This is a genomic window from Streptomyces sp. WMMB 714 (assembly GCF_900090125.1).
GTDB classification, from domain to species: Bacteria; Actinomycetota; Actinomycetes; order Streptomycetales; family Streptomycetaceae; genus Streptomyces; species Streptomyces daqingensis.
Window position 1 is genome coordinate 434,121 of the sequence record NZ_FMHJ01000003.1, and the last position, 13,049, is coordinate 447,169.

Here is a 13,049-nt window from a genome sequence, read left to right on the forward strand (position 1 = left end):
GACCGGGCGGGGCCCGTGATCGCGCCGATACGGAAGCGAGGAGGGGTGACCGGCAGTCTGCCGGTCACCCCTCCTCGCTGTAGCGGACGCGCCGCAGACGGATCAGGCGCTCTTCTCGTGCCGCTCCTGGTCGTTGTTGCGGGCACGCGGCACCAGAGTCGGGTTCACGTTCGAGTGGACGACCTCTTCGGTGATCACCACGCGCTCCACGTCCTTGCGCGAGGGCACCTCGTACATCACCGACATCAGCACCTCTTCCATGATGGCGCGGAGACCGCGCGCACCCGTGCCCCGCAGGATCGCCTGGTCGGCGATGGCTTCCAGAGCGGGACGGTCGAACTCGAGCTCTACGCCGTCGAGTTCGAAGAGGCGCTGGTACTGCTTGACGAGCGCGTTGCGCGGCTCCATCAGGATCTGGAGGAGCGCCTCGCGGTCGAGGTTGTGGACGCTCGTCATCACCGGGAGCCGGCCGATGAACTCCGGGATCATCCCGAACTTCACCAGGTCCTCCGGCATGACGTCCTCGAACTGGTTGCTGTTCTCGAGCTCGCGCTTGGAGCGGATCGTGGCGCCGAAGCCGATGCCCTTCGCTCCCGCGCGGGACTCGATGATCTTCTCCAGGCCGGCGAAGGCGCCGCCGACGATGAACAGCACGTTCGTCGTGTCGATCTGGATGAACTCCTGGTGGGGGTGCTTCCGTCCGCCCTGCGGCGGGACCGAGGCGGTGGTGCCCTCCAGGATCTTCAGCAGGGCCTGCTGGACGCCCTCACCGGAGACGTCACGGGTGATCGACGGGTTCTCGCTCTTGCGGGCGACCTTGTCGATCTCGTCGATGTAGATGATCCCGGTCTCGGCCTTCTTGACGTCGTAGTCCGCCGCCTGGATCAGTTTGAGCAGGATGTTCTCGACGTCCTCACCGACGTACCCCGCCTCCGTCAGCGCCGTCGCGTCCGCGATGGCGAAGGGGACGTTGAGCATGCGGGCGAGCGTCTGCGCGAGCAGCGTCTTCCCGGAGCCGGTCGGGCCGAGGAGCAGGATGTTGGACTTCGCCAGCTCGATGCCGTCGTCCCGGCCCTGGGGGCCGCCGTTCTCGCCCGCCTGGACGCGCTTGTAGTGGTTGTACACCGCCACCGAGAGGGCCTTCTTGGCGGCCTCCTGGCCGACCACGTACCCCTCGAGGAACTCCGAGATCTCACGCGGCTTGGGAAGCTCGTCCCAGCGCACCTCGGAGGACTCGGCGAGCTCCTCCTCGATGATCTCGTTGCACAGGTCGATGCACTCGTCGCAGATGTACACGCCTGGGCCTGCGATCAGCTTCTTGACTTGCTTCTGGCTCTTTCCGCAGAACGAGCACTTGAGCAGATCGCCGCCATCACCGATGCGTGCCACGAGGTGCTTCCCCTTCGCCTGGGACCGGACCGTCAGCTATGACGGCCCGTGGTACGTGCTCTACGACGGTACCTTGCCGGGCCGCCGAATTGGGCCCCCCTCGGACCGACGGGTGGACGCGGCCCGAGGGGGTGGGTGACGCGGGGACGGGTCAGACGCCCATCCCGACCGAGGACTTGCGGGTGGAGACGATCTGGTCGATCAGGCCGTACTCCAGCGACTCCTCAGCGGTGAGGATCTTGTCCCGCTCGATGTCGTCGCGGATCTTCTCGATCTCCTTGGTGGAGTGCTTCGCCAGCATCTCCTCCAGCTGCACGCGCATCCGCTGGATCTCGTTCGCCGCGATCTCCAGGTCGGAGACCTGGCCCCGGCCCGTCTCGCTGTAGGGCTGGTGGATCAGGATGCGGGCGTTGGGCAGCGCCATCCGCTTGCCGGGCGTACCGGCGGCGAGCAGCACGGCGGCGGCGGAGGCCGCCTGGCCCATGCAGACCGTCTGGATGTCGGGCTTCACGAACTGCATCGTGTCGTAGATCGCGGTCAGCGCCGTGAAGGAGCCGCCCGGGGAGTTGATGTAGAGCGAGATGTCCCGGTCGGGGTCCATCGACTCCAGGCACAGCAGCTGCGCCATGATGTCGTTCGCCGAGGCGTCGTCGATCTGGACGCCCAGGAAGATGACCCGCTCCTCGAAGAGCTTCGCGTACGGGTCGTACTCGCGCACGCCCTGCGACGTGCGCTCCACGAAGCGGGGGACGATGTAGCGGGAATCGGGGGCGGGGCCCGTGTAGCGGCCTTCGGAGGCGTACGCGCTCTCCGCGCCCGTGCGGCCGCTGCGTCCGGGCAGCAGGGGCCGTCCGTGAAGATTGGTCATCGAAGCCTCCTGGTGATGGGCTGACTGCGGTAGTGCTGTTGAGCCTGCGGTCGTGCGGCGCGGCTCACGCGCCCGTACCGCCGCCGCCCGGAAGCTGGGCCGCCCTGCCGTACACCTCGTCGATCAGGCCGTACTCCTTGGCCTCCTCGGCGGAGAACCAGCGGTCGCGGTCGGCGTCCCTGGTCCACTGCTCGATCGTCTGGCCGGTGTGCTGTGCTGACAGCTCCGCCATCTTCTTCTTCGTACGCAGAAGCTGCTCGGCGTGGATCTTGATGTCCGACGCGGAACCGGCCAGCCCGGCAGAGGGCTGGTGGATGAGGATGTCCGCGTTCGGCAGCGCGAAACGCTTGCCCGGGGTGCCGGCGCTCAGCAGGAACTGGCCCATCGAGGCGGCGAGGCCCATGGCGATGGTGACCACGTCGTTCTTGATGTACTGCATGGTGTCGTAGATCGCCATGCCCGCCTGGATCGATCCGCCGGGGCTGTTGATGTAGAGGAAGATGTCCTTGTCCGGGTCGGCGGCAAGGAGCAGCAACTGAGCGGTGATCTGGTTGGCGATCTCGTCGTCCACGGGCTGCCCGAGGAAGATGATCCGCTCGTTGAGCAGCCGGTTGTAGACCTGGTCGCCGAGGCCACCACCAAGGTGCTCAGCGGCGGCGGAAGGCATCGGAAGCGTCACGTGTCCACCTGCTCGTGTCCGGACGGCCGCACGGGGCGTGCCGTCACTGGTCTTCGTGTACTTGGGACCCTAACGCGCACCACCGGCAGCGCCATCCCGCAGCTGGAGCTGTTCGCTGTGAGCGCAGGTCCGTGGGGCTGCGGAGCGCGGGTGAAGCGCGGTTGAGGCACTTCTGAGGGGCCGCCCCCGTTGCCGTGGGACGGCCCCTCAGATGTGCTGTGCGGCAGGATCAGCCCTCGGACTTCTCCGGCTTCTCCGAGCTCTCCCCGGAGGCCTCGGCGGCCTCGTCCGACGCACCTTCCGACGCCTCGGCGGGGGCGTCCGCGGAGCCCTCGGCGTCCACCGTCTCGGCCGTCTCGTCCTCGTCGTCGAGGTCGACGGTCTCGCCGTTGGTGTCCTTGACCGTGACGGCCTCGACCACGTGGGCCAGCGCCTTGCCCCGGGCGACCTCGCCGACGAGCATCGGCACCTGACCGCCCTCGACGACCGCCTGGGCGAACTGGTCGGGGCTCATGCCGGAGGACTGGGCACGGCGCATCAGATGCTCCGTCAGCTCCTCCTGGCTGACGTTGAGCTTCTCGGTGCTGACGAGCTCGTCGAGGACGAACTGCGTGCGGATGCCCTTCTCCGCCTGCTCCTTGAGCTCGGCGTCGAAGTCCTCCTCCGTCTTGTCCTGCATCTGCAGGTACGTCGCCAGGTCGAGGCCCATCTGACCGAGCTGGTGGTTGATCAGGTTGTGCTTGCGGGTGCTGACTTCCTCCTCGAGGAGCTTGTCCGGCACCGGCACGTCGCAGAGGGCGAGGAGAGCGTCGAGCACCTTCTCCTGCGCCTCGGTGGCCTGCTCGTACTTCTTCTGCTGGCCGAGGCGCTTGCGGCTGTCCTCGCGCAGCTCGCCGATGGTGTCGAACTCGCTGGCCATCTGGGCGAAGTCGTCGTCCAGCTCGGGGAGTTCGCGGGCGGAGACGCTCTCGACCTTCACCGAGACCTCGGCCTCGCGGCCGGCGGCGGAGCCGCCCTTGAGCTCGGAGGTGAAGGTGGCGGTGCCGCCGGCCTCCAGGCCCGTGACGGCGTCGTCGATGCCCTCGAGCAGCTCGCCGGAGCCGATCGTGTAGTCGACGCCCTGTGCCACGCCGTCCTCGAGGACCTCGCCGTCGACCTTGGCCTCCAGGTCGACCTTGACGACGTCGCCCTCGGCGGCGGCACGCTCGACGACGGTGGTGGAGGCGAAGCGCTCACGGAGCTGCTCGACGGCCTTGTCCACCTCCTCGTCGGTGACCTCGACCGCGTCGACCTCGACCTCGATGCCCGAGTAGTCCGGGATCTCGATCTCGGGACGGATGTCGACCTCGGCCGTGAAGGCCAGCAGTTCGTTGTCCTTCAGGTCGGTGATGTCGACCTCGGGCTGGCCGAGCGGGTTCAGCTCCCCCTCTTCGACAGCCGACTGGTAGAGCTTCGGAAGCGCGTCGTTGACGGCCTCCTCCAGCACAGCGCCGCGGCCGAAGCGCTGGTCGATCACCCGGGCCGGGATCTTGCCCTTGCGGAAACCGGGCACGGTCACCTGCTGGTTGATCTTCTTGTACGCCGCGTCGAGGCTGTCCTTGAGCTCCTCGAAGGGCACCTCGACTGTGAGCCGAACCCGGGTGGGGTTCAGGGTCTCCACGGCGCTCTTCACGGTCGGTCTCCTTGGGGCTGACTGCTGGGATTGACGATCTACTGGGGCGCCCCGTATACGACTCGGGATCCGGACAGGACACAGGCACGCGCGGGATTCATAGTACGTGGTCGGGGTGGCCGGATTCGAACCGACGACCTTCCGCTCCCAAAGCGGACGCGCTACCAAGCTGCGCCACACCCCGCCGGTGCGACACGTAGGGTACATCGACTTCTCCGCCGCCCCGGCCAGTTCTCGTGCGGGGCGACCGTCACCGGAGCGCCGGAGCCGTCGGTGACGGTCGGGTGCGCCCCGTTCCCCTCTCCGGCAGGCCAGGGGTGCTCCGTGCCGTCAGCTGCCTGTCGTCTCCTCGTCTTCAGCCCGTTCCGCGACGTCCGGCTTCTTACGCGTGAGCCAGGTGTAGAGGACGGCGGCCGAGAGCATGAGCACGGCAGCCTGAACGGGGCCCCAGACGCCGAACACCAGGAACCCGAGCGGGAACGAGCAGAGGAGCACCAGCCGGGCCGCCAGGGGCTCCGGAGGTTCCGGCGACCGCTTCGCGCGGTCTCTCGCGCCGGACGCACGCGCATGCGTCCCACCGGGCGGTGCGGGAGGCCCGCCGAAGGCGCGCCGCAGCGCGGGGGCGAGGACGAGCTTCAGGGCCCGGTACCGCGGATCCCGCCAGAATGCCTTTCTCGGGGATTCGAGGAGCGCCGAATCCAGCCGGGAGAAGACAGGCTCTCCCCAATCGCCGTCCGGCATGGCACGGGGGTAGTGGACAACGGCTTTGAACCCCGATCTGGCACCGTCGTTCTTGACGAAACGCATCGCGGACATCCATGCCTCGGCAGCGGTCTCCATCAGGCTGTCGTCCTGCGTCTTGCGGAGCGCCGCCCGGTACCCCTCCACCATGTCGCTGCGGCGCAGACGCGGGTCCGTCCGGTACGGCGGGAGGGTGGGAGGGGTCCAGTCCTCTCCGGCGGCGCGCAGCGTTCCCGCCCGGTCCTGCAATCTTCTGTGCGCCTCCAGGCGAAGGGCCTCGTACTCCTCTTCGTGCATGGGGACCAGCAGAATCAGCCGTTCCGGCGCCACCACGGATGCGGCCTCCACCAGTTCCCACAGCGTTCCCTCTCCCGTACCGAGGGAGAGCACGACCAGCCTCGCCTTCGACATGAGCTCCCGAACCGTGTCCTGCCAGCCCTCGAGGGGCAGGTAGAAGCGCTCGGCGCCCACGCGGGGGAGGCTCACCGTCGGATCGCCCACGGCGATGAGCCGCCCGTACGGTTTCAGCACCTCGGCCAGCCGCTCCTCCTCACTGGCCCCGGATATCGCGAAGTGAAGAAGCAGCGGCGATCCGATGCGCGGATATGCGCGGTCGAGCAGGGAGTCGTCCTTGAACCAGCGCAGATAGAGGATGAAGGAATCCCTCTCCAGCTCTCCGTGATCGGTGACGATCCGGACGAGATGACGACGCCCCCTTCTCACCACGTTGAGACCGAAGGCGTAGACCGGGCCGGACGCACCCACCGCCAGCGGGACCAGCTCGACGTACGGGGGCGGGTCCGTGAAGAAGACCCGCACCGTCAGGAAGGCGGACACCGTGACGCTCGCGACGCACACGAGAGTTCCGGCAGCGATGAGAAGGAGCCCTTTCCCACGGGATTGAGCGACCTCTGAACCCGCCGCCGGCTCTTGAAGCGCCCATTCACGCGCCCCCCGGTGCGGAAGGTGCTGCTCTCTCTGCGTATGGATCGAGAAGTACAGCGCACCGAACGCCGAAGCCGAGACGAACAGGCCGAGGACCTCGAGGCCGGGACTGGAGGATTTCCCGGCGACGGAGATCGTCTCGCCCCATAAGTGCCAGTCCCGCGAGGCGAGCACGGCCATGAGACCGAGCATGACCGCCCCCGTGAGCACCTTGAAGCCTCCGGAGAGCACTCCGGCGTCACCGACCTCGGTGCGCTCCTTCTCCGTCGCCGGCAGCGGGGTCATGAAGGAGGGGGCAGGGCCTCCGCGCCGCATCCGCCTTCCGGCGCCGATCCTGAAGCCGCCACCGATCAGAAGGTCCAGCGCCGCCAGGTTCCACAGGCCGGCGCCGATTCCGATCATGATGAAGCCGACGATGTCCATGCTGGCCGTCCCCCTCAGTCGCATCCGCCGCACATCAGCCGTGACCAGGAGCGGGCGGCCCCGGCTTCCCCACAGCGCCCCGACGATGCCCGCGAACTCACCGCCCTCAGAAGGGCCGTGCTCCGCGTCTCGGCCGCCGAGCATCCCGGGGCTCCCCGCGCGGCTTCCCTCTCGGCCACTGTCGCGCCCAGCGTAACGAGCCGATCACCTACCGTCTTCGGGTTCGTCCGACGAAGGTGCTCCGCAGCGGCCGCCGCCGGTCGATGTCCTGTCGATGCCCCGGCGAGCAGACGGACGGGACTGCGATGATCCCGGCATGAATGACATGAGCGAGTCACTGTGGAACGACGCCGTCTCCCCTGCCTCGTACGCCGACACGTCCGGTGCTTACCAGACCGCTGTTTTCGAGCAGTACAAGCTCTGCGTCGAGATGGCGGACCGGGTGAGCGCCCGCCGGAACCTGGCGAACACCTTCTTCCTGTCGCTGAACAGCGCGGTCGTCGCCGTCGTGGCAGCCGTTCTCCAAGAACCTCGTGGACAGGTGTCGATCTGGCTGCTGCTGCCGGGACTGGTGATCCTCGTGTCCATGTGCGGGGCCTGGTACGTGCTGGTCCGCTCGTACCGCCAGCTGAACGGCGCCAAGTTCGCCGTGATCGGCGCCATGGAAGAGCGGCTGCCGGCCTTCGCCTACTCCCGCGCCGAGTGGAAAGCGCTCGGGGAGGGCAAGGACTGGAAGCGCTATCTGCCTCTCACCCACGCCGAGCAGTGGGTTCCCGTGGTGTTCGCGCTCGCCTACTTCGCGGGCTTCATCGCGCTGGTGTCCTGACGCCGCACGCACGGGAGTCCGCGGGCCCCGAGCGCACCCGGCGGCCCCCGGACGGCTCGGAGCCCGTGCACGCTCCGGACGCCCTCCGCTCCCCTTCGGGCAGGTCACAGCGCGCCTCAACTGCGTGAGCAGCAGGTCAGAATAGTGCGCTGGATGAACATGCATTACGATGCAGTCCGTGCCGCTCCGACGGATGCCCCGGGTTCGCCCGGGCCGCCCCGGCTCGCCCCTTCCAGGGCGTATGATCACCGGGCCTCCGCGAAGAGAGGCGCTCGCGGGCGTAGCTCAATGGTAGAGCCCTGGTCTTCCAAACCAGCTACGCGGGTTCGATTCCCGTCGCCCGCTCCACACATGCCGAACGGCCCGGTCCCCGAGTGGGGCCGGGCCGTTCGGCGTCTTCGGGAATGCCGCGCACGGAGCCGCACGCGGCACGGGCGACCGCTAGAAGTTGATCTGGTTGATCATGTCCGCCACCGAGTTCATGAACCGGTTGATGGACGGGGCCATGCCGGTAGAAGCCAGGAAGAAGCCGAAGAGCACCGCGACGACGGCGGGCCCCGCCTTCATCGAGCCACCCCTGATCATCACCACCAGGATGACTGCCAACAGCAGCACCACAGACAGTGAAATGGCCACAACTGATCACACCCTTGCGGTCGGAAAGCTTCACCGGCCAAGGGGCACATCGCCACCACCGCCCCCGCCGCTCACCATCGTGCCACCAAGTCACCAGCGGGTGGAGCCGAGTGACGAATCATCGGCCAACGCCCTTGCCGGGTCACTGCGTTCCTCCCCCGTGCACACATCGCCTACACGCGGACGGAACGCCCACGCTCACAGCGCCCGGCGCGGCGGTCCGCATTACGCACGGTAATTCCGGACGCCACGGGCTGATCAATGCGGTGCGCAGGGAAAATGCAACATGTGCAAGGGAAGTGGGCTTCGGCGGTACGTCGGGGGATGAATTCGGCGAGCGCGTACGACGTTGTGGAGTCGATCACAGAACAGCCTTCACAGGGGTTCCACATGCGTGGTGAACAAGCCCCGCACGGCACCAGAACAAGCCCCCGAGAGGTCCCGCAGAGCCTCCTCAGAGGGGGTACATATCGGGCATAGCGCCTCAAAAGAGCACCCCTGAGCGGGGGTTGGCGATGATCGTCCCTGCTCGGCGGCGTGTGTCGAAAACGCTTCCGGGTAGGCGTGTTGGAAACCCGACAAGAATTTACGGCTCATAGGTTTGAGCACTAAGGTGCGGCAGATGTTGCACGCTGGTTATGAGCGGGCACCGCTCCCCCCGGTCCGCCAGGAGTCCCCCTCCGCGGCGCGTGATGCGTCCGCGGAGCCGCCGGCCAAGGTCAGGAAACAACCCGCCGAGCAGCGGGACCCGTTTCTCGACAATGCCAAGTACCTCACGATCGTGCTCGTCGCCATCGGGCACGTCTGGGACCCGCTGCGCGACGACAGCCGTGCCGCCAGCGCGCTCTACTTCGTCCTCTACGCCTTCCACATGCCGGCGTTCATCATCATCTCCGGCTATCTCTCGCGGAGCTTCGAGGGCAAGCCGCGCCAGATCAAGCGGCTCATCACGGGTGTGCTGGTGCCGTACGTGGTCTTCCAGACCGTCTACACGTTCTTCATGCGGTGGGCGAGCGACAATCCCGACCGCGAATTCCACTACCAGGAACCGGGCTTCGCGCTGTGGTTCCTGGTCGCGCTGTTCCTGTGGCGGCTGACGACGCCGCTGTGGAAGAGCATGCGGTGGCCCGTGCCGGTGGCGCTGGCGATCGCTGTCGCGGCGGGCGTGACACCGAGCATCAGCAACGACCTCAACCTCATGCGGGTCGCGGCCTTCCTCCCGTTCTTCGTCCTCGGCCTGCAACTGAAGCCCGAGCACTTCCAGATCGTCACGCGCCGCAGGTTCCGGATGCTGGCGCTGCCGGTCTTCGCCGCAGCGGTGCTGTTCGCGTACTGGGCGGTGCCGAGGATGTCCAAGGGCTGGTTCCTGCACGACAAGGCCTCCCAGGACCTGGGCGCGCCCGCGTGGGTCGGCGGTGTGATGACCCTGGCGACGTTCGGCTGCGGACTGGTGCTCACCGCCGCCTTCCTCGCCCTGGTCCCCCGCCGCCACATGTGGTTCACCGCGCTGGGCGCCGGGACGCTCTACGCCTACTTGCTGCACGTCTACCCGATCAAGATCTCGCGAGAGTTCGAGTGGTACGACATGGAGTGGGTCGACCATCCGCTCAGCCGGGTGGGCATCACGCTGCTGGCGGCGGTCATGATGACCGTCCTGTGCACGTCGCCGTTCCGGCGGGTCTTCCGCTTCGTGATGGAACCGAAGATGGAGTGGTTCTTCAAGCAGGACGCCGGTGCGCAGGCGCGTGCGCGCGAGAACGGGAACGGGAAGTCGACGGGTGCGGCGCCGCAACACGCCACGCCCGCTGCCCCGGACCCGGGCCGCAGCACCAACGGTGAGGGGACAAGGGGAGCGGGCGGCCTGCCCTCCGAGGAGTACGCCGCTTCCTCGTCGTACTCCTACTCGGGCTACTCCTCGTCCGGTGCCTCCTCGTCCGGACCGGCGTACCGCTCGTCCGGCAGGGACGACCGGGGCAGGCACTCCCGGTAGGCCGGACCTCGCGGCCGGAGGCCGCGCAGTGCGCAACAGCTCCATGGGAACGGGGCGGCCGGACAGGTCGCCCCGTTCCCATGTGCGTCCGCGGCCCGGCGCGGCGGGGTCCTCTCCGCTGGCGGCCGCCTCCGTACGCAGAGCGCCCGCGAGCGCCGTCGCCGTACGGCAGAGGCGGCGGCGCCGCGGAGAGGCGCGGGAACGGCGCTGTGAGGACGTCACAGGGCACGCGGTGAGGCGCATGGCCCCGGGGCGCCCGAGGGTGGCCGGCGGTGCGCTCAGTCGCGGCAGAGGAGGAGCAGGGCGCGGTCGTCGTTGACGTCGCGGGCCACGGTGTCTATCAGGTGCCACGCGGCCCCGTGGAAGCCGGAGGCGACGTGCCGGTCGGCCTCGCCGGTGAGCCGGTCCAGTCCGTCGGCGAGGTCGCGTTCCGCGGTCTCGACCAGCCCGTCGGTGAAGAGCATCAGCACGTCGCCGTGCTGCAGGGTCCCCTTGACCGGGTCGAACTGGGCACCCGCGTAGACGCCGAGCAGCGGGCCCTCGCCCGACTTCTGCTCCCACTTCCCCGTGCCCGCGCCGCGTTGCAGGACGGGGACGTGCCCCGCGGAGAAGAGTTCGTAGTCGCCGCTGTCCAGGTCGAGGACGAGATGGACGGAGGTGGCGAAGCCCTCGTCCCAGTCCTGCCGGAGGAGGTAGCCGTTGGCGGCGGGCAGGAAGGCGTGCGGCGGCAGGGAGCCCAGCAGCCCGCCGAAGGCCCCGGAGAGCAGCAGCGCGCGTGACCCGGCGTCCATGCCCTTGCCGGAGACGTCGGTGAGGACGACTTCGAGGACGCGCTCGTCGGGGCCGGTGCGGGCAGCGACGACGAAGTCGCCCGAGAAGGACTGCCCGCCCGCGGGACGCAGCGCCATCTCGCGGTGCCAGCCGCGCGGAAGCCGCGGCAACTTGCTCTGTACGCGGATCCGTTCACGGAGATCGAAGAGCATGGTGCCGCCGCGGCGCCACGGCACCCCGACGCGGCTGCGGAACTGCGCGATGAGCAGACCGGAGAGCCCGGCCGCGGCGACGACCAGGATGGTGCCGGGTGTCACGCGTCCCGCGCCGTCCTGGTACGGGCCGAGCAGGGCCGACTCCACGATCAGCGCGACGGCGGCGCAGGCGTACAGCGTGAGGAGGCTCGCGGGGCGGAGCAGCAGTCCCCCCGCGATCAGAGGCAGCACCAGCGCCTCGGGAGCCGCCCAGAGCGGCATCAGCACGGTCAGACCCGTCAGCACGGGGATCGTCAGCAGCAGCGCTCCGAGCGCCAGCCAGTCGGAGACGCCGCCCCGGAAGTAGTCGACCGCCGAGCGGCGCAGCGATGTCCGGGCCCGGTGCAGCGCCTTGCGCGCCTGGAGCAACCGGGCCTTGGGAGGTGCCAGGCTCGGACGACGTACCGCCATGCCGATGGACCTTATCCATGCTTCTACCAGTGCGTCGATTCCGCGCGCGACGTGCACGGACAACGGAACGTGCATACGCACGTGCATCTGCTCGGCAAGGAAGTGGAAGGGACTCGCCGATTTGCGAAAGCCCTGCTAGAGATGCCGCATGAGCACAGAGCTACGGGTGTTGCGCGCGTCCGAATGGGACAAGTGGTACGAGGGAATTTCTCGGGCTTTCGGAGGCTTCGACACCGAAGAACGCGAGATCTACCGGGAGTTGACCGAAATCGATCGGTCCCTCGCCGCATGGGACCGTGACGAGGTCGTGGGCTCCGCCGGCCTGTTCTCCTTCCGGATGACAGTGCCCGGGGGCGCGGTGGTTCCCACCGCGGGGGTCACCATGGTGAGCGTGGCGCCCACGCACCGCAGGCGCGGCGTCCTGCGGGCGCTCATGCGGCGGCAGTTGGAGGACGTCCGGGAAGCGGGCACGGAGCCTCTGGCGGTGCTCACCGCCTCCGAACCGACCATCTACGGACGCTTCGGGTACGGCCTCGCGGCCCGCCACCTCGACGCCGACATCGACACCTCCAGGGTGCGGCTCACGGTGCCGCCCGAGTCGGACGCCCTGCGCCTGAGGATCGCCGACGACGCGGCGTCGGCCGTCGCCGCCTGCGAGGCCGTCTACGAGCAGCGGGTTCCGTCACGGCCCGGGATGCTCCGCCACGGCCCGGGCTGGGACCGCTACCCCCTCCTGGATCCGCCCGCCGGACGGCAGGGCGCCACTCCCCTCGCCTGCGTGCTGGCCGAGGACGAGCACGGCGGGGTGCGGGGGTACGCGCGCTACGCGCTCAAGAGCGAGTGGGACGAGCACGGAGTGCCGAGCGGCAGCGTGCTGCTGCGTGATCTGGAGGCGCTGGACGCGGCCGCGTACGGGGCGCTGTGGCGCTTCCTCTTCGGCATCGACCTGAAGCCGGTGCTGCGCGTCCGCAACCGCCCTGTGGACGACGCGTGGCTGCACATGATCGATGACGACGTGCGGCTGTGCAGGCCGCGCTGGCACGACGCGCTGTTCGCACGTCCGGTGGAGGTGGGCGCGGCCCTCGCCGCCCGTACGTACAGCCGCCCCGTGGACGTGGTCCTGGAGGTGGCGGACGAGTTCTGCCCCTGGAACGCGGGCCGCTGGCATCTGGCGGGGGACGAGACGGGCGCGACGTGCGAGCGCACCTCGGAGCCGGCCGATCTCACGCTGTCCGTACGGGAGTTGAGCGCCGCCTATCTCGGCTGCACGGCGCTGCGCACGCTCGGTTCCGCCGGACTGGTGCGCGAGTCGCGCGCGGGGGCGCTCGGCGCGGCCTCGGGCGCCTTCGCCACGGACGTCGCGCCGTGGCTGCCGCACGGGTTCTGAGGGACGGCGGGACGGCCGGCGGGCACGGGACGGCGGGACGGCCGGCGGGCACGGGAC

General features: G+C 68.9%; 10 protein-coding genes and 2 tRNA genes. 4 read left to right on the forward strand and 8 right to left on the reverse strand.

Annotated features, from left to right (window positions below; translation table 11 throughout):
- Positions 1-102 precede the first annotated feature (102 nt).
- The 6 genes from clpX to H181DRAFT_RS07290 form a co-directional block, all read right to left on the reverse strand.
- Positions 103-1,389, reverse strand: coding sequence for an ATP-dependent Clp protease ATP-binding subunit ClpX (gene clpX, locus H181DRAFT_RS07265; protein WP_045863371.1), 1,287 nt, complete (start codon positions 1,387-1,389; stop codon positions 103-105).
- 151 nt (positions 1,390-1,540) lie between these two features.
- On the reverse strand, positions 1,541-2,257 hold the full coding sequence (locus H181DRAFT_RS07270; protein WP_045863372.1) for an ATP-dependent Clp protease proteolytic subunit: 717 nt from the start codon (positions 2,255-2,257) through the stop codon (positions 1,541-1,543).
- A 64-nt stretch (positions 2,258-2,321) separates the two neighbouring features.
- The gene (locus H181DRAFT_RS07275; RefSeq protein ID WP_107068703.1) at positions 2,322-2,924 is read right to left on the reverse strand and encodes an ATP-dependent Clp protease proteolytic subunit; all 603 of its coding nucleotides are present in this window, start codon (positions 2,922-2,924) and stop codon (positions 2,322-2,324) included.
- A gap of 241 nt (positions 2,925-3,165) precedes the next feature.
- Positions 3,166-4,608 carry a trigger factor gene (gene tig, locus H181DRAFT_RS07280; RefSeq protein ID WP_045863374.1) on the reverse strand — a complete coding sequence of 481 codons (1,443 nt, stop codon included), beginning with the start codon at positions 4,606-4,608 and terminating at the stop codon, positions 3,166-3,168.
- A 107-nt stretch (positions 4,609-4,715) separates the two neighbouring features.
- Positions 4,716-4,792, reverse strand: a tRNA-Pro gene (locus tag H181DRAFT_RS07285).
- A gap of 146 nt (positions 4,793-4,938) precedes the next feature.
- A complete protein-coding gene (locus tag H181DRAFT_RS07290; RefSeq protein ID WP_052708486.1) occupies positions 4,939-6,861 on the reverse strand; it encodes a hypothetical protein in 1,923 nt (640 codons plus the stop codon).
- A gap of 172 nt (positions 6,862-7,033) precedes the next feature.
- Between H181DRAFT_RS07290 and H181DRAFT_RS07295 the strand changes: the two genes are divergently transcribed.
- Together H181DRAFT_RS07295 and H181DRAFT_RS07300 are read left to right on the forward strand one after the other, a co-directional pair.
- Positions 7,034-7,543 carry a RipA family octameric membrane protein gene (locus H181DRAFT_RS07295; RefSeq protein ID WP_175439722.1) on the forward strand — a complete coding sequence of 170 codons (510 nt, stop codon included), beginning with the start codon at positions 7,034-7,036 and terminating at the stop codon, positions 7,541-7,543.
- 274 nt (positions 7,544-7,817) lie between these two features.
- Positions 7,818-7,891, forward strand: a tRNA-Gly gene (locus H181DRAFT_RS07300).
- Between the two features lie 93 nt (positions 7,892-7,984).
- Here the strand turns inward: H181DRAFT_RS07300 and H181DRAFT_RS07305 are convergent.
- A complete protein-coding gene (locus tag H181DRAFT_RS07305) occupies positions 7,985-8,179 on the reverse strand; it encodes a hypothetical protein (protein WP_074467752.1) in 195 nt (64 codons plus the stop codon).
- Positions 8,180-8,801: 622 nt separating this feature from the next.
- Here H181DRAFT_RS07305 and H181DRAFT_RS07310 point away from each other — a divergent pair.
- Positions 8,802-10,169: an acyltransferase family protein gene (locus tag H181DRAFT_RS07310; protein WP_078895552.1), complete on the forward strand. Its 1,368-nt coding sequence runs from the start codon at positions 8,802-8,804 to the stop codon at positions 10,167-10,169.
- A gap of 278 nt (positions 10,170-10,447) precedes the next feature.
- On the opposite strand, the gene H181DRAFT_RS07315 is transcribed toward H181DRAFT_RS07310, so the two are convergent.
- On the reverse strand, positions 10,448-11,605 hold the full coding sequence (locus H181DRAFT_RS07315; RefSeq protein ID WP_045863377.1) for a PP2C family protein-serine/threonine phosphatase: 1,158 nt from the start codon (positions 11,603-11,605) through the stop codon (positions 10,448-10,450).
- Positions 11,606-11,753: 148 nt separating this feature from the next.
- Between H181DRAFT_RS07315 and H181DRAFT_RS07320 the strand changes: the two genes are divergently transcribed.
- Entirely contained in the window at positions 11,754-12,992 is a 1,239-nt protein-coding gene (locus H181DRAFT_RS07320) for a GNAT family N-acetyltransferase (protein ID WP_045863378.1), read from the forward strand.
- Positions 12,993-13,049: the final 57 nt, after the last annotated feature.

What these genes read in the sequence shown, in the direction of transcription:
- H181DRAFT_RS07270 (WP_045863372.1), bottom strand. Translation starts at nt 2,257, where the DNA reads ATGACCAATCTTCACGGACGGCCCCTGCTGCCCGGACGCAGCGGCCGC.
- H181DRAFT_RS07275 (WP_107068703.1), bottom strand. Translation starts at nt 2,924, where the DNA reads ATGCCTTCCGCCGCCGCTGAGCACCTTGGTGGTGGCCTCGGCGACCAG.
- H181DRAFT_RS07290 (WP_052708486.1), bottom strand. Translation starts at nt 6,861, where the DNA reads ATGCTCGGCGGCCGAGACGCGGAGCACGGCCCTTCTGAGGGCGGTGAG.
- H181DRAFT_RS07295 (WP_175439722.1), top strand. Translation starts at nt 7,034, where the DNA reads ATGAATGACATGAGCGAGTCACTGTGGAACGACGCCGTCTCCCCTGCC.
- H181DRAFT_RS07310 (WP_078895552.1), top strand. Translation starts at nt 8,802, where the DNA reads ATGTTGCACGCTGGTTATGAGCGGGCACCGCTCCCCCCGGTCCGCCAG.
- H181DRAFT_RS07315 (WP_045863377.1), bottom strand. Translation starts at nt 11,605, where the DNA reads ATGGCGGTACGTCGTCCGAGCCTGGCACCTCCCAAGGCCCGGTTGCTC.
- H181DRAFT_RS07320 (WP_045863378.1), top strand. Translation starts at nt 11,754, where the DNA reads ATGAGCACAGAGCTACGGGTGTTGCGCGCGTCCGAATGGGACAAGTGG.